General features: G+C 35.4%; 13 protein-coding genes. 6 read left to right on the top strand and 7 right to left on the bottom strand.

The annotated features are described in order from the left end of the window. Positions 1-106: 106 nt before the first annotated feature. Positions 107-496, bottom strand: coding sequence for a DUF1398 domain-containing protein (locus ABEG11_RS04045; protein ID WP_348822917.1), 390 nt, complete (start codon positions 494-496; stop codon positions 107-109). 20 nt (positions 497-516) lie between these two features. After that, positions 517-951 (bottom strand): acyl-CoA thioesterase, encoded by a 435-nt coding sequence (locus ABEG11_RS04040; protein ID WP_348822916.1) that lies wholly within the window; start codon positions 949-951, stop codon positions 517-519. Between the two features lie 177 nt (positions 952-1,128). Between ABEG11_RS04040 and ABEG11_RS04035 the strand changes: the two genes are divergently transcribed. Beyond that, positions 1,129-1,716, top strand: coding sequence for a DUF6642 family protein (locus tag ABEG11_RS04035; protein ID WP_348822915.1), 588 nt, complete (start codon positions 1,129-1,131; stop codon positions 1,714-1,716). Between the two features lie 257 nt (positions 1,717-1,973). Here ABEG11_RS04035 and ABEG11_RS04030 read toward each other — a convergent pair whose 3' ends face one another. Both ABEG11_RS04030 and ABEG11_RS04025 read right to left on the bottom strand, forming a co-directional pair. Then, positions 1,974-2,663: a 2'-5' RNA ligase family protein gene (locus ABEG11_RS04030; RefSeq protein ID WP_348822914.1), complete on the bottom strand. Its 690-nt coding sequence runs from the start codon at positions 2,661-2,663 to the stop codon at positions 1,974-1,976. Between the two features lie 181 nt (positions 2,664-2,844). Then, complete coding sequence (locus ABEG11_RS04025; RefSeq protein WP_348822913.1) at positions 2,845-3,708, bottom strand: hypothetical protein; 864 nt, start codon at positions 3,706-3,708, stop codon at positions 2,845-2,847. 617 nt (positions 3,709-4,325) lie between these two features. Between ABEG11_RS04025 and ABEG11_RS04020 the strand changes: the two genes are divergently transcribed. Continuing rightward, positions 4,326-5,294 (top strand): DNA cytosine methyltransferase, encoded by a 969-nt coding sequence (locus ABEG11_RS04020; protein WP_348822912.1) that lies wholly within the window; start codon positions 4,326-4,328, stop codon positions 5,292-5,294. A gap of 167 nt (positions 5,295-5,461) precedes the next feature. Here ABEG11_RS04020 and ABEG11_RS04015 read toward each other — a convergent pair whose 3' ends face one another. Both ABEG11_RS04015 and ABEG11_RS04010 read right to left on the bottom strand, forming a co-directional pair. Then, positions 5,462-6,226: a hypothetical protein gene (locus ABEG11_RS04015; protein WP_348822911.1), complete on the bottom strand. Its 765-nt coding sequence runs from the start codon at positions 6,224-6,226 to the stop codon at positions 5,462-5,464. A 49-nt stretch (positions 6,227-6,275) separates the two neighbouring features. Further along, positions 6,276-6,737 carry a hypothetical protein gene (locus ABEG11_RS04010; protein WP_348822910.1) on the bottom strand — a complete coding sequence of 154 codons (462 nt, stop codon included), beginning with the start codon at positions 6,735-6,737 and terminating at the stop codon, positions 6,276-6,278. 472 nt (positions 6,738-7,209) lie between these two features. On the opposite strand from ABEG11_RS04010, the gene ABEG11_RS04005 reads away from it, so the two are divergent. Further along, a complete protein-coding gene (locus tag ABEG11_RS04005; RefSeq protein WP_348822909.1) occupies positions 7,210-11,283 on the top strand; it encodes a two-component regulator propeller domain-containing protein in 4,074 nt (1,357 codons plus the stop codon). Between the two features lie 9 nt (positions 11,284-11,292). Here ABEG11_RS04005 and ABEG11_RS04000 read toward each other — a convergent pair whose 3' ends face one another. Then, positions 11,293-12,177 (bottom strand): AraC family transcriptional regulator, encoded by an 885-nt coding sequence (locus ABEG11_RS04000; RefSeq protein ID WP_348822908.1) that lies wholly within the window; start codon positions 12,175-12,177, stop codon positions 11,293-11,295. Positions 12,178-12,546: 369 nt separating this feature from the next. Here ABEG11_RS04000 and ABEG11_RS03995 point away from each other — a divergent pair, with 369 nt between their 5' ends. The 3 genes from ABEG11_RS03995 to ABEG11_RS03985 all read left to right on the top strand — a co-directional run bounded on the left by ABEG11_RS03995 (position 12,547) and on the right by ABEG11_RS03985 (position 20,421). Further along, positions 12,547-13,923, top strand: coding sequence for a sugar porter family MFS transporter (locus ABEG11_RS03995; RefSeq protein ID WP_348822907.1), 1,377 nt, complete (start codon positions 12,547-12,549; stop codon positions 13,921-13,923). Between the two features lie 14 nt (positions 13,924-13,937). Then, positions 13,938-17,321, top strand: coding sequence for a DUF5107 domain-containing protein (locus ABEG11_RS03990; RefSeq protein ID WP_348822906.1), 3,384 nt, complete (start codon positions 13,938-13,940; stop codon positions 17,319-17,321). A gap of 307 nt (positions 17,322-17,628) precedes the next feature. After that, entirely contained in the window at positions 17,629-20,421 is a 2,793-nt protein-coding gene (locus ABEG11_RS03985; RefSeq protein WP_348822905.1) for a DUF8487 domain-containing protein, read from the top strand. Positions 20,422-21,171 lie beyond the last annotated feature (750 nt).

Raw genomic sequence — 21,171 nt, 5'->3', positions numbered from 1 at the left:
CAAATATTATATAACCGCAAGGATCGCAAAGTATTACGCAAAGCTTTGCGGTCTTTGCGTTTTTTCTATTCGTGTTCTTTGCGGTTAAATTATTTAAATCACGAATTTAAACTGGAATTTTTTCAATCAAAATTTCATTCTCCTCTTTGTCAAAATAAGTACAGGTCATCTCTATGATATCCACACGCCATTTTGCAATGCCATATTGACCAGCATGATTGCAAAAGGTTAAATAATCGGTTTGGCCATCTTGATGCATCACCAGAAATTCGATAAATCGTTCTTTATTGGCAATGGGAGCTATGGTAATTGCATCATATTTTTCGTCAGAAGTAACATTGTAATTATTTACCCCGTAATAAGCAACATGACCATCATTTACGAAAGTATCATATCCTTTTACGCCCAAAATGATTAAATCTTGTATGTAATTTGGAAAATCAGCTCCGCTTTTTACTTTAGAATGCGCTTCTTTTATTTGTTCTATTGTAAACATATTGATAGATTTAGAATTAATTATAAAGCTATAAAATCTTCGCTTTTTGGAAAAACATTTAACGCATCTGCAACAATCTGAGGTGTTGGAGAGGCAAGTTTTCGTAATTTAGTATCCATCCAGGCTCCGTCTACCGTGATGGTTGCGCACAATGTATCGTCTTTATAAAACTGATGAATAATTGACCATCGGGATGCATCGGCTTTCATTTTCGACATTTTAGTCTGCATGACAATAATATCGGATAGATTGATTTCTCTTCTAAACACACATTCTTCCCTGAATAATATGGGACCAATATGTTCCTTTTGCATAACTCTCAATGTTATTCCCAATTGCTCAAGCAGTTCCACTCGATGCTGTGCACCAAAATCATAATAGGCACTATGGCGCAAGTGAAAATTAGGATCTAAATCAGACCAGCGAAAAGATAGTTGTTTGCTGAATGTAGCCATAGCTGTAGATATTTTTATGTATTTTTTGGCTAAGATAGTGAGGATTTTCTATCTGTCTGTATAACTTTTTGCCAAAATTATTATTTAAAAAAAGCAAGGTTTGTGCTGGAATTATGATGATTTGATTTTTAAATTCCTATCTTACATTCTAAATCGATAATAATTAAATTCAGTATTTTGAATCTACAGCACAAACATAATTTGGAGGAGTATAGCCAGTTTATTTTTTGCCTAGAGGGCGTTCCTGATGTTGAGGTAATTACTGTTACATCGGTAGTCAAAAATCTGGAACAACTGGCTCTTGAGCAAGGTATTGCAAGCATTTATAAAACCTGTGATACTATCGAAGGATTGGAAGAAAGCTTAAATACTTTGCTGTATGACGACCACAGCTTCAAGGATTACGAAATTATTTATCTGGTTATGCAAGGCAGAAGAAATACAATCTGTCTCCATGATTATTACTATAGTTTCGAAGAAATTGCCGAAATATTTGAGGGAAAAATGAAAGGTAAAATTTTGCATTTTGCCAATACCAAAGTACTCGACTTAAAGGAGGAAGAGGCGCAATATTTTCTGGATATCACTGGCGCTGCAGCTGTTTCGGGTTATGGAGTGGCTCACAAGAATATTGATAGTAATTTATTGGATAAGGCTTTTTTCTGTTTGTGCCAGGAAATGGACGATGTAGTGGATATTGTCGAAGAATTGCATCAAAAACATTATGCACTCTGTAAATTGCTTGATTTCAGATTGTATTACTAACTGATTAATTTAACTGTGATAGTTCATTTTTTTGCGTATTTCTTCCCTTTTATAAACTAAGTCTAATATGTGTTATTAAACGTATAAGTCATATAAGTTTTTAATATGAATAAATTGAGTAAAATCAAAAGCGCGTTTAAGTAAAGTTATTTGAGTTAACAAAAGAGCAGGTTTACCTTATATTGACTATCAAAAGTCTTATTTACCAGACTTTTTTTAAAAACTTATATGACTTATATGTTGAAAAAAATATTGATTTAAATTTTGAATTCAGCCAGTTTCTGGACGATTTCCTCTCTTTGATACCAGTCATTATAAACTAAGTCTAATGTACTGACTTTTGAAGTTCCAAAATCATGATTCCTGTATTTTTCGATACAATTTATGAAACGGCTTACATCATTTAGTTTTTCTCTGAATCGGAGAACTGTTATATGTGCGGCAATTATGGGATATCTTTTGTCAATGCTTTTTTGCAGGCTGGATTTTCTAAAATTAGTTCTAAGATTTTCCCTGATTTGATTCAAGGTTTCTGTTTTTGGAAATCCCTGAACCATTATCGCCGATTCGGAAGCGGTGACGCCCTCGAAATCAATTTCGAATTCATTGATAGATTCTAGGCTTTTGCTTATGATTGCAGCATATTCGCTAACTGTGATATTATTTAGATTAAATCCTTCGTAACAGGAAATGATGGAAAGCGTGGTGATATGCAGATCTGGGTTTGAATAGTAATATTGCTGAGGTTCGATTTCTTTTAATTCATTGAGGAAATTCTGAATTTTCTTTTGGGTTTCAATTTCTGGTTTGATGACCAATGTCATTCCGAATCTTTTATCCAACGGATTATCTATATTTAGATCAATTGCATATTCATTGTTTAGAATTTTTTGAGAAGATTCATTATATAAATCGAGGTAGAGTTTATGTAGGTTTTTGTTGTGCATGGAAAGTGCTGGCTTTAATTGCTGTAATTCTTTTATGTCAGTTTTTAGCTGATATGTCTACTTAAGGTTTGGGACTAAAATGCCTTATTTTCGGATTTGCCTAAACATCCCAAATACAAGACCATTTTTAAATTAAGCCAATTGCCTAAATCTATTGTAGCAAGTGTTAACTGTTGTTTTTTTATCCGAAGTTAACTCTCAAAGTATTTTCGGTTCTGACTATGTTACCTTTATATTTCCCTGGACTCCAATGATTATAATCTTCTTTTAAAGTTTTTAAAGCTGTAGTAATTAATTCTTTTTTGAATTTTTCATCGACAGCATCATTTACCCAATTAGAAACACCTAAATTACTTATAGTCCCGTTTTTTTCTATTATAAAAGTTATGTCTGCAAACAAAGATTTATAACTATCAATTTTAACAGGTAGATTTACTTTTATTGTTGTGTAATAATCACCTTCGATGTAAACTTTTCGATTTATTATTTTTGGTTTTTCTTTATCTTGTAAATCGTAAATACTTACAATTTTATTGTTTTCGATGATGTTTTTGATAAAAATACTTTCAGCTTCTTTTTCAATTTCCGAAAAATAATTCTCACCATATTGTTCTTTCATTTTTAAACTAATGAAACCACTATAACATCCTTGAGTTTGTCCATCATAAACTACACATCCAATATCTTCTATAACTTGCTTAATTTTCCGTTTTTTTAATACTTCGTCAATTTCTGTTTCGAATGGTTTGGAACTACAACCAAAACAAATAGTTTTAATAAACAATTTTTGATATTTATTGATATCTCTTTTAGCTCTTTCAATATCATTAATACAAAGTGTATCAGTTTTTGGAGGGTTTATTAAATACTTAGGGTTACTATTATTAAAAATGATTGTTTTAGTTTCAGTTTTTTTTACGTCCACTTTATTATTCGAGTTTTTTTTACAACTAATTGCAAAAAATAAAATAACTAAAAATATTCCGTAGTGTATCTTCATAAAATAACAGTTAACTTCTAAATATAAGCTATAAAAATTACTCATATACCCCAAATAGAAGATAAACAAGAGCATTTAATTGCATATTATATTTCTGTGAAAATAATAAAAATAGCTTTACAAATACTGGGGTGAGTCAATTATTTCCAGTTTTTTTATTTACGAAAATTGGTGACAACTTGCAGTAAAATCTGTTTTTCGGCCTCCAGCAGTTTTATTTTTTCTTTCAAAGTTTCAATCTCGCTGGATGCTATTTAATAATAAAGGAATGGTTGTACGATGATATTTATATAGCTATTCATTATTAAATGTAAAGCCATATCATAATAAATAATAAGTTTTACAATAATAAATATATAGTAATGCTATAGTAAATGTATGCTACTGCTTGTTAAAAATAGATGTGTTTTATATATAAAAATTTTAACCGATTAAAATTGCTTTAAATCATTTTTTGTGATGCCTATATGTACATTTGGAAACAGCATTTGTGCCAAACCGAGTAAGTTATTGACAGCAGAGGTTTAAGAGGCTGAAATAAAATAAGCATCAAATGCCCCATAATTTTATAAGAGTCTTTTTTTTATACTCATTTCAAGATGTATATTTGTTTCAGAAAAATGTAATTTCGCATACAGAAATCAGCGAAAAAAAATAATATAATGAGTGAAAAGTTTACTGTTGGCAGTTTGTACGCAGGTATTGGCGGTATATGCCTGGGTTTTAGGAATTCTGGTTTTGATATAAAATGGGCCAATGAATTTGATAAAAATGCCTGCATCACTTATCGAAATAATTTTGAGCATCAGCTTATCGAGGGCGATGTTTTACAGCTGGATATTGATGCCATTCCCAGAATTGATATTCTCACTGCCGGATTTCCCTGCCAGCCATTTTCGGTTGCAGGATACCGCAAAGGATTTAATGATAATCGCGGAAACCACTTTTTCCGGATACTCGATTTTGTAGATACGATGAGACCAAAAGCAGTTTTTCTCGAAAACGTAAAAAACCTTTATACTCACGATAACGGCAAAACAATGAAAGTAATCGAGCAATCCTTAAGAGATAGGAATTATTCGTTTCAAGCCAAGGTTCTCAATACCAAAGATTACGGAAATATTCCTCACAATAGGGAACGGATCTTCATTGTGGCTTTTGATAAAGATGAATATCCCGATGCCGAAAATACTTTTGAATTTCCCCAGAAAGAAGAACTGACAAAGACCATAAAAGAGGTTATCAGTAAAGAAAAAGTTGATGATAATTTTTACTATGGTGAGGATAGGTATATGTATAATATGCTTCAGGAAACCATGACCTCCGATGAAACCGTGTACCAATTCAGGCGCCAGTATGTACGGGAAAACAAATCGAATGTCTGTCCAACCCTGACTGCAAACATGGGAACCGGCGGGCATAACGTACCGCTTATTAAGACTAAGTTTGGTTTCAGGAAACTGACTCCAAGAGAATGTCTACGTTTTCAGGGATTTCCGGATACTTTCAAGATCCCGGCAAAAAGTGCCAATTCGAGTATTTATAAACAAGCAGGGAATTCTGTGAGTGTTCCCGTGATTCAGGCTGTTTCAAAGAATATCTTAAAGGTCTTGAAGGGTAATAATGAATAGATTATTTATTGGTTTCCAAATAGCCTAAATTTTGGGTTTTAGGAAAAAGTACTTTACTTCTAAAATTTACCCACAGAATTAAAAGATTCACAAAGATTAATCAGTGTTAATTTTTTAATCTGTGGGCAATTAAAAAGATATAATCTTTGCGGCTATCTGAATTGCGTTCAGGCTTTGAGCTTCAATTCCTGAACTAAATCTTTTATGCATTTCATATCACCGCTTTGAATGTAGTAGTTGCTGGCGTCCATTTTTGTATACTGGTTCAGCATTGCATTTTGGGGCAGCATATAATTATCTGCTATAGTTTTTATTACATCGGTATTGGTGCAGTAGCCTGCAATGTCAAAATTCCAAGTCTTGGCAAGAAGTATATCAACAATGGTTTTTCGGGAAATTTCATTGCTGTAGAATATGTTTCCAGCTTTAAAAAGTTTTTTAATGTCGGGTTCAATTCTAACCAGAATAAAATAATCATAGGAAACAGAAGAGCCATTATCAAGCAGTATATTTGGGATATATTGTGCCTCTGTATTCCAGTCCTTTGTTTCAAGCAGCAGCAGATTCGATTGTGAGCCCGCCGATTTTACATTGATTTTTTTTCCCCGAATCTCTAAATCCGAATCATCCCAGACTCCTTCTTTATAAATGCCTAAATCAGGTTCTTTAATTTCCAGGCCTTCCGATTTAAAATAGTTATACAATACTATTTCAGCTAATTTTCCCTGAAATGTGTTGCAGAATTTTTCACCTCCCTTGCGTTCATGCTGTCCGCCAGTCCGGCAGTTTCTATGGTGTCCTGTACCAAAACACATTTCATAAGCAAAATCCAGAGCAATTTGAATAGCTTCACTTGAAATGGGAGTTCCAGCAAAGGTTTTTTTGCAGCTTACATAATAATTACTGGAGCCTTCTATGTTTTCTAGCTTCATGAAATGGGCAGTTAACTTCTATCGGGTTTGAATTTCTGTTATTAATATATTATTTAATTTCTATGGCTAATTGCCTTCCTTCTTCAAAAGCCTTTTTATCCATTCCAGAACCTGCCAGAGCGCCAATACCCATGCCAATTGGCAGTCCAATAGCGAGCAATCCTAAATTGCCAATACTTATTCCGAAAGAAACTCCAAGCGGAATGCCAAATACCGACATTCCAAGTGCCAGCCACAGTTTTGTATAATATTTTTGAGGTACAATTTTGAGTTCTTTTTCGACCAGTTTTATGATTTTGGACTGTTTTTGCTTAACTAGTTTTCCAAAATCAGTATCGTTTATTGTGGCTGAATTTAACGCTTCAATATCTTCATTAATGGATTGAGCAATGTTGGCAGGAATTTGCTTTTTTCTTAGTTCTGTCAACAGTTCATCCAGCTGATTGCAGGCTTGGCCAGCTTTAATATTCTCTGAAATTTCATTTCTTTCTTTTAGTTCAATAATGTTCATAAAAAATTGCTTTATAGTTGTTTAATAGAAAATATTATTTGATAATGACGAATTGTTTTCTTTTTATGACTGGATTCGATTTATAAAAATAGTAAAAAATAATTTACATTTTAAAAGCATTCAGATTGCTCCATATTAATTTGATTTTTTGAAGTAAAAATCGAGCTTGCTTATCCTGATCGCTTATTATTTTTTTCGAAAAAATGATGAGTTCTTTGTTAGAAAACTCCATAGCAGATTATAGAACTGAAAAGTATCCTTATAAAAAACTGAAAGAGAGGCTTCAGACAGCATTCAAAACAGCATTTGCTTGTTTTTAACTCAAATTCGACCTAACTTAGCATGTTCTTTTTATTCAGATCAAAAAAATATTTTATTACAATTATTTCCTCATTATTCTAAGATATTTATAATTTTGCTTTATAATTGTAGTTTTTACACTTTAAAAAATAAACTTAAAAAACCACTTCTCTTGAAGAACAATATATTATATTTTATACTGCTGACAGCCTTTTCTTTAACCAGTTATTCGCAAGAGTACTCGGTTAAATTTCTTGACATATCGAATGGCTTGTCTAATAATTCTATAACTGCAATTTATCAGGACAGTGATGGTTTCATGTGGTTTGGAACCTATGATGGGTTAAACCGTTATGACGGATATAACTTTAAAGTCTATCGCAATAAGATTAATGATAAAAATTCATTGTCTTTCAATACAATTTACAATATAGAAGGTGATTCTAAAAAGAATATATGGGTTGGCGGTGCAAATGGAGCATGTGTTTTTGACAAAAAAGAGTCTATTTTTCATCCTTTAGTCTTTGTTTCAAAGAATAATAATTCCCAGATTGTAAAGGATGTTATTCATCAGATTAGGTCTGTATCAGATCAGCAGGTATTAGTTGCCTCGCAGAATTTTGGAGTGCTGCTGTACGAAAACGGTTCTTTTAAGGGAACGATTATAGGTCTCGAAAAATTCAATAAAAAAAATCAATATGCATACAATGCAACAGTTCTTGAGAATGATCCTAAGAACAACCGTTGCTGGGTCTATGTAAGGAATGTGGGTATTTGCCAGTACGTTTACAGTACAAAAAAAGTAAAAGTTGTATATCCGCTATCCATGGATGTAAAATGCATGAAGCTTTCTGAGGATGCAACTCTTTGGCTAGGGACAGATGAGGGGTTATACGCTTTTAAAACTAATTCTAATTCCATATCCAGCAATTATCTTCCTGTAAATTGCACCGTGACAGATATATGTATCAATAAGAATAAGGAAATTTTGTTTACTACTGATGGCTGTGGTGTCTATAAAGTAATCGCTGGAACCCAAAAAGCTATCCAGTATGACATGGCCAAAGGCAAGCAGTTTGTAAAAAGCAATTCGATATGGAGCCTGCACCAGGATATTTCGGGGAATATTTGGATTGGGACTTTGCGCGGCGGTATAAGCATGATAAGCAACAGCCCCAAATATTTTAAAAATATAAGGGACAATAACGACAACGATCCTGCCAAAAATTTCATCCTCTCGTTTTGTGAAGACGAAAAAAAGAATCTGTGGATAGGAACAGATGGGGCTGGATTAAAATACTGGAACAAAAAAAACAACAGTTATACTCTTTATAATACTTCGGCGGCGGCTCCTCATAAAATCAGCAGCAATTTTATTACGGGTATAATAAAAGACAATAATAATGAAATCTGGGTTTCTACATGGGCAGGTGGCGTAAACCGTATTAATCCTGTAACCAATAGTGTTACTCATTTTTCATGTTACAATCCATTTACAAAACAGATTGAGAAAAATATCTGGTTTGTTTACAAGGATTCTAAAGGAGATATTTGGGCCAGTGCGACTAATGAAGGTTCTTTATATTTATTTGACAGAGCCAAAAACAGTTTTATGCTTTTTAATAAAACTATTGATAATCTGCAGTGTCTTATTGAGGCAAGTGATGGTAAATTCTGGGGATGTAACTATACTTCTTTATTAGCTATCGACAAAAGGCTGCGTACATATAAAAAAATCCTGATTGGGAATCCCATAAGATGCATTCATGAAGACAAGGACAAAAATCTTTGGCTGGGCACGCAGGAGGGTGGATTATTGTTGTTTGACCGCAAAACAGATAAATTCAAAAGACTTACTACAGATGATGGCCTGCCGTCTAATACCATCTTGAGACTGCTCGAGGATAAGGACGGAAATCTATGGATGAGCACCTATAACGGTATCTGCCGATTTGATAAAAAGAGCAAAACATTCAGGAATTTTTCGGTAAATGATGGACTGCAGAGCAATCAGTTCAGTTTCAATGCTGGATTAAAATTGTCTACAGGAGAATTTCTTTTTGGAGGAATAAATGGTTTTAATTCTTTCTTTCCAGAAGATATAAAAGAGTTTAATCAGAAGCATAATTTACTTTTGACCGATTTTTATCTGAACAATGAACCAATTGAAAAAAGTAAAAACGAATTTATTTCAGAATGGAACTCAGGCCGGATTAAGGAAGTGAATCTCCCTTATGACCAGACAGCCTTATCAATAGAATTTGTGGCATTGGATTATAATAATGCCGATAAAATTAATTATGCTTACTACCTGGAGGGCTGGGATAACCGCTGGAATTATGTGGGTCAGGCCCGAAAAGCAAATTATGCAAGATTAGCAGAAGGTACTTATGTTTTTAAAGTAAAGACAACAAATTTCAGAGGGGGATGGAACAAAGAGGAAAGCCTTGTAACGGTTATTGTTTCACCGCCCTGGTATCGAACCTGGTGGGCTTACAGCTTTTATATTCTGGCTGGAGCGGGAATTATTTATGGATACATCCGCTATAATAAAAACAAGGAAAAATTAAAGTACAAGGTAAAAATAGCCGAATTAGAAAGCGCAAAGGAAAAGGAAATCGCCGAAAAGCAGTCGTCAATGTTTACGTATATTTCTCATGAGTTCCGTACGCCTTTGTCATTGATTATAAATCCATTGAAAAAAGCTATTCAAAAAGGCAATGCCGAGAACAGTGATTCTGTAGGGGATTTGATAATTGCACATCGAAATTCCAAAAGGCTTTTGAGTCTGGTAGATCAGCTTTTGCTTTTTCGCAAGGCCGAAAATGATGCCGATGAACTTAAGATGTCGGTCATAAATGTAAATAATCTGTGCTACGAAATTTATCAGTGTTTTGTAAATCAGGCAAAAGACAAAAATATAGATTATACGTTTCAGATACCTGAAAACAATATTGAGGTAATAGGCGATTACGAAAAAATAGAAATATCGCTGTTTAACCTGATTTCCAATGCTTTTAAATTTACTCCAGCTGGGGGCGAAATCAGTCTTCATTTGTCTGAAACTGAAAATACTGTCAGCATAGAAGTTGCAGACAGCGGGACAGGAATTGCTGCAGAGGATCTGGAAACTATTTTTGAGAAATTTAAAAGAGTGAATTCTAAAGTGCCGGTAGGAGGCAGTTCCGGTTTTGGAATTGGACTTTTTATAGTAAGGTATTTTGTCGAAAAACACAAAGGCACAGTGACCTGCAGTAGTGAAATAGGGAAAGGAAGCTCGTTTAAACTGACTTTATTGAAAGGCCAAGACCATTTTGAAGATTTGCATTTAAGTATTGTTGCTCCCAAATTAAGCCCCTTGGTAGAGGAGCTGATGGCCGATGATATTGAAGAAATTGTTGAGGTTTCTGCCCAGTCAATTCCAGATAATGAACTGCACAAAATGATGCTTACTGAAAAACGTACGCTTTTAATAGTAGATGATAATACTGATATCAGGAATTATCTGGTTCGGTTATTTTCAGATACTCATATCATTTATAGTGCCGATAACGGAGAAGAAGGTTTAAAACTGACCAAAAAACACATGCCAGATCTGGTTATCAGCGATATTGCTATGGATATCATGGATGGTCTTGAATTGTGCCGTAAAATTAAGGAAAACAGCAGCCTTTCCCATATTCCAGTGATATTGCTGACAGCATCCAAAAACCCGGAAACACACTTGCAGGGAATAAGTGATGGAGCAGATGATTATATTACCAAACCCTTTGATGATGATCTGCTGGTTGCTCGTGTCGAATCGTTATTGAAAAGCCGAAGCAATCTGAGGTCTTATTTTCTAGACAGTATTACTTTAAAGGAAAACACACAAAAAGTCCCCGCTGAATATCAGGAGATTTTAAAGAAATGTATATCGATTATCGAGGCCAATATTCACAAACGTGATTATACCATTAAAAACTTTGCTGCCGAGATGGGTATGAGCCACAGGACTCTTTATACCAAAATTAAAATCATTTCCGGGCAGACGCTTAATGCCTTTATACGTTCCATCCGGATAAGAAGAGCAGCGATGTTAATGCTTACCGAAAACATGAATATTGCTCAGGCAAGTGTTGAGGTTGGTTTTGAAGACCCAAAGTATTTCAGGCAGCAGTTTGTTAAACTCTTTGGAATGACACCGTCAGAATATATCAAGAAGTATAAAAGTTCGTTCAATTCCGATCTGAATGTGATAAAATAAAAATGAAGGCTACACTTGGCTTTTGTATCTAAGGCGGTATTCCCTTGGTGATATTTCCATTACCTGCCTGAACGATTTTGAAAAGTGAAACGGGTCGTAATAGCCCAATTGATAAGCGATTTCTTTTATTTTCAAATTACTGAACTGCAAAAGCGAGCAGGAATTCTGGACTTTCAGCTGATTGTAATAATCCATTGGGGTAAATGATGTTTTTTCTAAAAATAATGCTCCAAAATAAGAACTGGAATAACCTGCGTGCTGTGCGATATCATGAAGTGTTATTTTGTTTGTCAGGTTATTTTTCATGAAGATGATACTCATTGGTATTACATCTAAAACTTCTGTGTCAGCCGTTTTTATTTTTAAAAACTGATCCGTATACTTTATGCTGGCAAGAAAATGCTGGAGGCAGATACTGGAATATTCGAGATTATCAGGACTGAAACCCATTTCCAGATTCTGGTAGATTTCTTCGAATAAGTGTAATCTGTCTGCTGAACGGCTGTCGTTCAGGCTGAGGACTTTTCCGGAAACAGCTGTATATAATGTGTCTGAAGTTCCTTTAAAATGAAGCCAGTAAATACTCCAAGGCTTTGATATTTCGGCTTCATAGCTGTGTGCTTTGTGTGCCGGAATTATAAAAGCCTGATCTTTAGTAAGCGAAAACTGTTCATTTTCAAAAGTTATAAACCCTTTGCCGCTTTCACAATAAATAAGAATGTTTTCAAGAGCGCCTTTTGACCGTTTCCTGAAATGATATTTTGCATTGGGATAATAGCCAATGTGGGTAATAAAAGCACTTTTTGTCAGTTCATTTTCAGATTGAAAATGCCGTACGCTGTACGGGACAACTATTGCTCTTTCGCCTTTAAATCCATCTGCTATCTGATCCATGATGCGGTTATTTATTAATTTTTAAAAGAAAAATTTCAGGGTTATTAAAAACCAAATTTATGAAATAATACAATTTAATGTAAAACCATGGTAATATACATATTCTATTGTAAAGTTACTTTAAAATGGCTAATTCGGTACTGCTGAATTTTTTTAGTCAGATATTTTATCTGTTGTTAACTGCGAATTCATTAAATTTTAACTCAAATAAATACAGCAGTAATAAAAAAAACGTTTTTTTATTTTTAGAATAACAAACTTAGCTTTAAAATCTATGTTTTATACATGTTTTACATAAATATTACATTTTTGCAAGTATAATATGTGACGACATTTGTAAAGTTAAATTATTTAAAGAAAATAAAATTTATGAAAAAGTATAATTCTTCCTATCTGCTTTTCATCGCATTAGTTTCGGCTATGGGCGGATTGCTGTTTGGGTATGATTGGGTAGTGATTGGCGGTGCAAAGCCATTTTATGAAGTTTTTTTTAATATCACCAATTCTCCGTCGATGCAGGGATGGGTAATGGGCAGTGCTATTTTGGGCTGTCTTCTGGGAGTTATGATTTCGGGCAGTCTGTCTGATAAATACGGCAGAAAACCGCTGATGATTGTAGCTTCAATCTTTTTTACGCTTGCTGCTGTCGGCACCGGAATGATCGATACGATTGAATGGTTTATTATCTGGAGAGTTGTTGGCGGTATCGGCATCGGAATTGCTTCGAATCTTTCACCGATGTATATAGCCGAAATCGCTCCGAGTGAATCCAGAGGAAAATTTGTATCAATAAATCAATTGACGGTTGTGATAGGAATATTGGCAGCGCAGATTGTAAACTGGTTAATTGCCGATCCAATTATAGATGGACAGGATATTTTAAGCTCCTGGAATGGCCAGTGGGGATGGAGATACATGTTCTGGGCGGGAGCGGTTCCATCTGTGGCCTTTTTTGTTTTGATACTAATTATACCCGAAAGTCCAAGATGGCTTGCGAGTCAGCGAAAATATGATAAAGCGGCATCTATTTTTACCAAAATTGGCGGGCTTGCTTTTGCAAAAGAACAAATTGAAGAATTGAAATCAAGTGCCGGAGACGTCAAAGAAGAAGCTAATTATAAAATGCTTTTTGAAGGCAAAATGCCAAAGATTCTTTTGTTAGGAATTGTGATTGCAGTTTTTCAGCAGTGGTGCGGTATTAACGTGATTTTCAATTATGCACAGGAAATATTTTCAGCTGCCGGTTATGGCGTTTCGGATATCTTGTTCAATATCGTAATTACTGGCGTAACGAATGTAATCTTCACATTCGCAGGAATGTATTTCGTAGACAGATGGGGAAGAAGAACGCTCATGCTCATCGGCTCAATTGGATTGTTTTTCATCTACGCGGCACTTGGCGCCTGCTATTATTTTGAAATAACAGGACTTGCAGTTTTAGGACTTGTTATTGCAGCGATTTCCTGCTATGCCATGACATTGGCACCTATTACCTGGGTCGTTTTATCTGAAATATTCCCGACAAAAATACGGGCTATGGCGATGGCGGTTTCGACTTTTGCTCTTTGGACAGCCTGTTTCGTACTTACTTATACTTTTCCGATACTAAACAGCAGTCTCGGATCATACGGAACCTTCTGGCTATACGGTGTAATCTGCCTGTTGGGATTTGTTTTCCTTCGCATTTCGCTGCCGGAAACCAAAGGAAAGTCTTTAGAGGAAATAGAAAATGAATTGACAAAATAAAAGCATATAATAAAATGGAAAATACAATTGCAGACAATCTGCATGCAGAACAATCAATAAATGAAATGGTTCAGGACGAAAAAATAACAGCTTATTTAATTCAGTCTACTGTTAACGAAGACGGTGTGGTTCGCGTTTGGGAAGAAGATATTTTACTCCCGACCTATCAAATTGGCGAAGAAGAAAAGAATCCTATTTTTCTTGAAAAACGTGTGTATCAGGGAAGTTCTGGAGCTGTTTATCCTTATCCTGTGGTCGAAAAATTATCTGATGAGAAGGTTGATAAATCCTATAACGCGGTATTTTTAGAAAATAAATACATCAAAATAATGATTCTGCCAGAGTTAGGCGGGCGTGTTCACATGGCGTATGACAAAGTAAAACAGCGTCATTTTGTATATTATAATCAGGTGATAAAACCTGCTCTTGTGGGACTTACAGGACCTTGGATTTCCGGCGGAATTGAGTTTAACTGGCCTCAGCACCACCGTCCGAGCACTTTTTTGCCGACAGATTATAATATTGAGGAAAACGAAGACGGAAGCAAAACAATCTGGTGCAATGAAGTAGAAAGAATGTTCAGAACCAAAGGAATGCAGGGATTCACGCTGCATCCTGACAAAGCTTACATTGAAATAAAAGTCAAAATCTACAATCGTACCGCTTTTCCGCAGACATTCCTTTGGTGGGCGAACCCGGCTGTGGTAGTGAATGATGGTTATAAATCGGTTTTTCCTCCCGATGTGAATGCGGTATTTGACCACGGAAAAAGAGATGTTTCCAAGTTTCCGATTGCAACTGGAGAATATTACAAGCAGGATTATTCTGCAGGAGTTGATATTTCAAAATATAAAAACATTCCGGTGCCAACATCGTATATGGCGGTGCAGTCCAAATATAATTTTGTGGGCGGTTACGAAGATAATGTACAGGCTGGATTACTGCATGTGGCAAATCATCATGTGTCTCCAGGGAAAAAACAATGGACGTGGGGTAACGGAGATTTCGGCTTGGCATGGGACAGAAATTTAACTGATAAAGACGGTCCGTATATCGAATTAATGACAGGAGTTTTCACAGATAATCAGCCTGATTTTTCTTGGCTTCAGGCTTATGAGGAAAAGTCGTGGGTGCAGTATTTCATGCCGTATGCCGAAGTGGGTTATGTAAAAAATGCAACCAAAGATGCAATCATCAACATAGAAGCTGAAGGAAACGAAGCGGATCTGATTTTGTATACAACTGGTCTTTATGAAAACTTAAAAGTTGAATTAAAAGACAAGCAAAACACGGTATTGTTTGAAGATGAAATTACGATTTCGCCTGTAAATCCATATAAAAAGAGAGTTTCGATTGGAGAAACAGCATCTGAGGATTTGATTTTTACGGTTTATACTTCAAATGGTAAAATTCTGGTGCAGTATCAGGAAGAAAAAGCAGAAATTAAGCCAGTTCCTGATCCCGCAAAAGCAGCTCTTGATCCGAAAGATATTGCTTCAATGGAACAATTGTACCTGACAGGACTGCATTTGGAACAATACAGACATGCGACTTACAATCCGCTGGATTATTATTTTGAAGCGTTAAGCAGAGATTCAAGAGATGTGAGATGTAATAATGCTGTTGGTTTATTGATGCTGCGCAGAGGTCAATTTGAAAAAGCTGAAACCTATTTCAGAACCGCAGTTGAAGTTTTAACAGAACGAAATCCAAATCCGATTGACGGAGAACCTTTATACAATCTGGGTTATTGCTTGAAACTGCAGGGAAAATTTGAAGACGCTTATAATTCACTTTTCAAATCAACTTGGAATGCAGCGTGGCAGGACGCCGGTTTTTATGCATTGGCACAAATTGACAGCATAAAAGGAGAATGGTCAGAAGCACTGGAAAGAGTGAAGTCGTCATTGATCCGCAATTGGCATAATCACAAAGCGCGCCAGCTGAAAGCTTCTATTTTAAGAAAATTAAACAGAAATCAGGAAGCTTTGGCATGGATCGACGAATCGCTCAAAATTGACCGTTTCAACATGGGATGCCGTTTTGAGAAATACCTGCTGACAAAAGACCAATCGGTATTGGACGAAATGAATACCATCATGCGCCAGTGGTCACACGGTTATATCGAGTATGCTTTGGATTTTGCGGGAGCGGGACTATATGCAGAAGCTTCTCAATTATTGCAGGAATCGATTAATGATGCCGAAGAAGTTTATCCAATGGTGTATTATGCTTTGGGTTATTTTGCTTCAATGGCTGGAAATAAAGACGAAGCTTTAGAATGGTATAAAAAAGCGGCTATAGAGTCGCCAGAAAAGTGTTTTCCAAACCGTATTGAAGAAGTAAATATGCTGCAGGACGCTATTCATTTAAATCCTAAGGATGCAAAAGCGCCTTACTATTTAGGGAACTTTTGGTATGCTTTCCGTCAATATGATGAGGCTGTAAAATGCTGGGAACTGTCATACAGCATAGACGAAAAATTTCCTACCTTGTTAAGAAACCTTGCATTGGCTTATTTCAACAAGACAAATGACAAAGTGAAGGCTCAGGAAATGTTAGAAAAAGCATTTGCATTAGACACATCCGATTCAAGAATTTTTATGGAATTGGATCAGCTGTACAAGAAAATTGGAAAAACGCCTGAATTCCGTTTAGAAGTTTTAAACCAATATCCAAATCTGGTTGAAGAACGTGATGATTTGTGTATTGAACGCATTACACTTTATAATCAGACAGGGAAATACGCCATTGCAAAAGAATTGATTGCACAGCGAAAATTCCATCCTTGGGAAGGCGGTGAAGGAAAAGTAACAGGACAATATACTTTATGCAGAGTAGAATTGGCAAAAATAGCAATAGCAGAAAACCGATTTGCAGATGCTGTACAATTACTGAAAGAAACCGAAGTTTATCCGCATGATTTAGGCGAAGGAAAACTGAAAAATGCAGAAGAAAATGAAGTTTTTTATTATAAAGGATTAGCATACAAAGGACTTGGAGATTTAGAAAATGCGACAGCTAATTTTGTTGAAGCAACTTTGGGGTCATCAGAACCGGTTCAGGCATTTTTCTATAACGATCAGCAGCCGGATAAGATTTTTTATCAGGGATTGGCTTGGCGAGAATTAGGTGACGAAGACAAAGCCCGAAGCCGTTTCAACAAACTGCTGGCTCACGGAGAGAAATATTTATTCGAAAAATCACGAATAGATTATTTCGCGGTTTCACTTCCGGATCTTGCCATTTGGGATGATGATTTGAATGTTAGAAATCAGGTGCATTGTTACTATGTGATGGCTTTAGGTCACAGCGGATTAGGTAATGAAACCGAATCTGAAAAATATTATCAGAAAGTGAAAGAATTGGATATAAACAAGCAAACGTTTCGTAGATAATGATTTGCGAAGGTTTAATTGTAAAACGGAAAACTACTTTAATTATGAAATTCGCTTAATTCTACAAACAGCAGCATTTATCCGAACTCATTGTTAAAACATATAAGTCATTTAAGTTTTAGTTTAAAAGAATCCGTAAAACAATAGTTCATTTAAGTAAGGTAACGTAACCAAAATGAAAAGGTTTGTCTTCTTATATTTACTTTTAACCGGATGATCTGACAACTGACTTTGTTTAGCTTACATGACTTATATGTTTAAGATTAAATGCAGCTTACTTTAGAATATAATTATAAAATGTAATAAAATGAAAATTAAACATATCATAACGTCTGTTCTGTTTTTGCTTTTTCTCTCTTCATGGGATTCAAAAGAGAAAATGGTACTGGATATTGCGGGAGAATGGACCGTACAGCTCGACAGCACCGACAGCGGACTGAAAAACGGCTGGCAGAACATGAGTTTTAAGCAATTGATGAAACTGCCGGGAACTACAGATGATGCGGGTCTTGGAGTTCCTAATAAACTAAAACCAAGTTTAGAGAAACTGCAGATGAGCCATCTAACCCGAAAAAACAGTTATCTGGGAGCGGCTTGGTACACTCGTGAGATTACAGTGCCAAATAATTGGAAAGGGAAAGAATTTATTCTAAAACTGGAGCGCGTTATCTGGAAAACCAATGTCTGGATTGATGGAAATGAACTTCCAGCAGAACAAAATAGTCTGATAGCACCGCATTATTTTGACCTTACCAAATATCTTACCGCCGGAAAAATACACCGCATCACAATTCGTGTGGACAACCGCAAACTGTTTGACATCAGCGTAGATAATATGGCGCATTCTTATACCAATGAAACGCAGATTATCTGGAACGGAATTATCGGCAGAATAGAAATTGAAGCTTTTGATGCTGTCCGAATTGCGAATCTTCAGGTAAAATCGGAAGTCAGTACAGGAATTGCTAAGGTAAAAGTGACGCTTGACAACAGTGCAAAAAATACAAAAGGAATTCTGAGTATTACTGCTGTAAATAAAAAGACTAAGATTGCTGTTGAAGCACTTCAAAAGGAAATTCAGATAAAAACGGGAGAATCAATTGTTGAGACCGATTATAATATGGGGAAAGACATAAAGCTCTGGAGCGAATTTTCACCTGAGTTATATGAATTGAAAGCCGAATTAAAAGCCGGAAAAAATGAATCGAATGCTTCAGTTGATTTTGGTATGAGAAGTTTTTCCAGAAAAGGTTCTGTTTTGACTAATAATAATGAGCCGGTATTTTTGAGAGGAACATTGGAGTGTGATATTTTTCCGCTGACAGGGCATCCGCCAATGGATAAAGAAGGCTGGAGAAAAGTTTTTGGCACTGCGAGAAACTGGGGATTGAATCACCTGCGTTTTCACTCTTGGTGTCCGCCACAGGCTGCGTTTGAAGTTGCCGACGAAATGGGTTTTTATCTGCAGGTGGAACTGCCGGTTTGGAGTCTTAAAATTGGTCAGGATCAAAAAGCTACCGATTTTCTATACGCCGAAGCACAGCGCATGATTAATGAATACGGCAATCATCCTTCATTTTGTATGTGGTCGATGGGGAATGAACTGCAGGGCGATATGACTGTTTTGACCAAATTGATGAACAGTTTAAGAGCCAAAGATGACAGACATCTTTATACCACGACTTCGTTTACTTTTGAAAAAGGACATGGCGACTGGCCAGAACCCGAAGATGATTTCTTTATTACACAATGGACAAAGAAAGGATGGGTTCGAGGGCAAGGTGTTTTTAACAGTGAATCCCCAACTTTCAACAAAGATTATGCTGCTTCTGTTGAAGGAATGACGGTGCCATTGGTTACGCACGAAATTGGTCAGTATGCGGTTTATCCTAAAATTGATGAAATTTCTAAATACACAGGAGTCTTGGAACCCATCAATTTTAAATCGGTTAAGGAAGATTTAGAGCGTAAAGGTTTAATCAGCAAAGCTGCAGATTATACTAAAGCGTCGGGTAAATTAGCCGTTATTTTGTACAAAGAAGAAATCGAAAGAGCGTTGAAAACTGCAGGGATAAGCGGTTTTCAATTATTGGATCTGCATGATTTTCCGGGACAGGGAACTGCATTGGTAGGTCTTTTGGATGCTTTCTGGGACAGTAAGGGATTAATTTCACCAGAGGAGTTCAGGCAGTTTTCGGCTCCGGTAGTACCATTGCTGCGTTTTGCTAAAGCAACGTATACAAACGATGAATCTTTTACTGCTTCTTTGGATATCAGTAATTATTCGGATGCAGTTTTAAAAGATCAGGAAATTGAATGGAGCATTAACGACGGCAATATTGTAGTTGCTTCCGGCAGCACAAAATCTGCAGTTTCTATTGGTTACAATCATAAAATATTGGATATAAATGAGAGCCTTCAAAAAATAACGAAAGCTGCCAAATTAACAGTGACTGTAAATCTGAAAGGAACAAATTATAAAAACCAATGGAATATCTGGGTGTATCCGCAGCAGCAGTCTGTAGATTACGGAAAAGTAGTTTACACCAGAAGTCTTGATGAAGCGTACAAACTGCTGAAAAAAGGTAAAAAAGTACTGCTGAATCCAGATTGGAAAAAGATCAAAGGAATAGAAGGAAAATTTGTTCCTGTATTCTGGAGTCCGGTGCATTTTCCGAAACAGGCTGGAACGATGGGAGTATTGTGTAATCCTTCGCATAAAGCTTTGGCCGATTTCCCGACAGATATGAATACCGACTGGCAGTGGTGGGATTTGAATGTAAATTCGACAACGCTCATTACAGACGGAATAGAAGGAGGAAATCCAATTGTTGAAATGGTCGATAATTTTGCCAATAACCGAAAACTGGCATCGCTCTTTGAAGGAAGCATCGGATCTGGAAAACTGGTAATCGCATCTTTTGATTTAACCACCGATTTGGATAAATGCCCAGTCGCAAAACAAATGCTGATTTCAATCTTAAAATATATGAACAGCGAATCATTTAATCCTGCACCCATAAAAAATCCTGAAATTATAAAATCAGTTTTGACAGAGCAGAAGGAGAAAGGCAAGGAGGACGCGAAGAGTATTTATTAGAAAAATAATTAAAGTTAAAGCAGATCTATTTTTAAAAGATTATGATTTTTTAAGAATAGATCTGCTTTGAATACATGATAAGCTTTAAAAGGCCAGGAAAGCTTTGAGATGTTGTTTTTGACTGCAATTTTATGCAGGGAAAAGGAAATCATTAAAATTTCAATCTTTTTAGATTTAAAAATAAAGTAAGGTAATAATTGTATTTTGTTTAAAAATCTGTAAGTTTTTTTTAATAGTTGGTATTTTTTAGTAATCTAAAATTAATAATTACCATTTTGACCTCCTTTTTTTTCCATTTTACCCCTCATAAAACTTTGAAACAAGCCATTACTTTGCACTTATAGTTACTACAACGTTATATATTTATTAATTTAATAATAAGCGTCAAGATATTTTTTTGAAAGCATATAAATTAAAAAGAAATCGTTTTCGTAACTATATTTAGAATTTGGTTTACTGTATGTCCCAACGTTTTTGATTAAGAATTTAATATTAATAAAAGGATATATATTATGGATAGATTATTTGTTGAATCCTGTTGCAATTTTTGTTTCTAACAGTGCTGACAAATAATTTTTTTTCACCAAATTTTTAAAATGTAAAATAAACACTTATAAATAACCACAACCTAATTAACTTAAAAAACAAAGTATGACAAAAACCAACAAAACATTTTTTTATTGCAGTTTTCAATTGCAAAGCAAAGAAAGCCTTTTGGCTTTTAAAGAGATATTGGCGCCCGTCAATAAA

The sequence above is a fragment of the Flavobacterium aestuarii genome (assembly GCF_040049115.1).
Classification (GTDB): Bacteria; Bacteroidota; Bacteroidia; order Flavobacteriales; family Flavobacteriaceae; genus Flavobacterium; species Flavobacterium aestuarii.
Note: the sequence above shows the minus strand (reverse complement) of the source record. Positions and strands in the feature narration are given on the sequence as shown.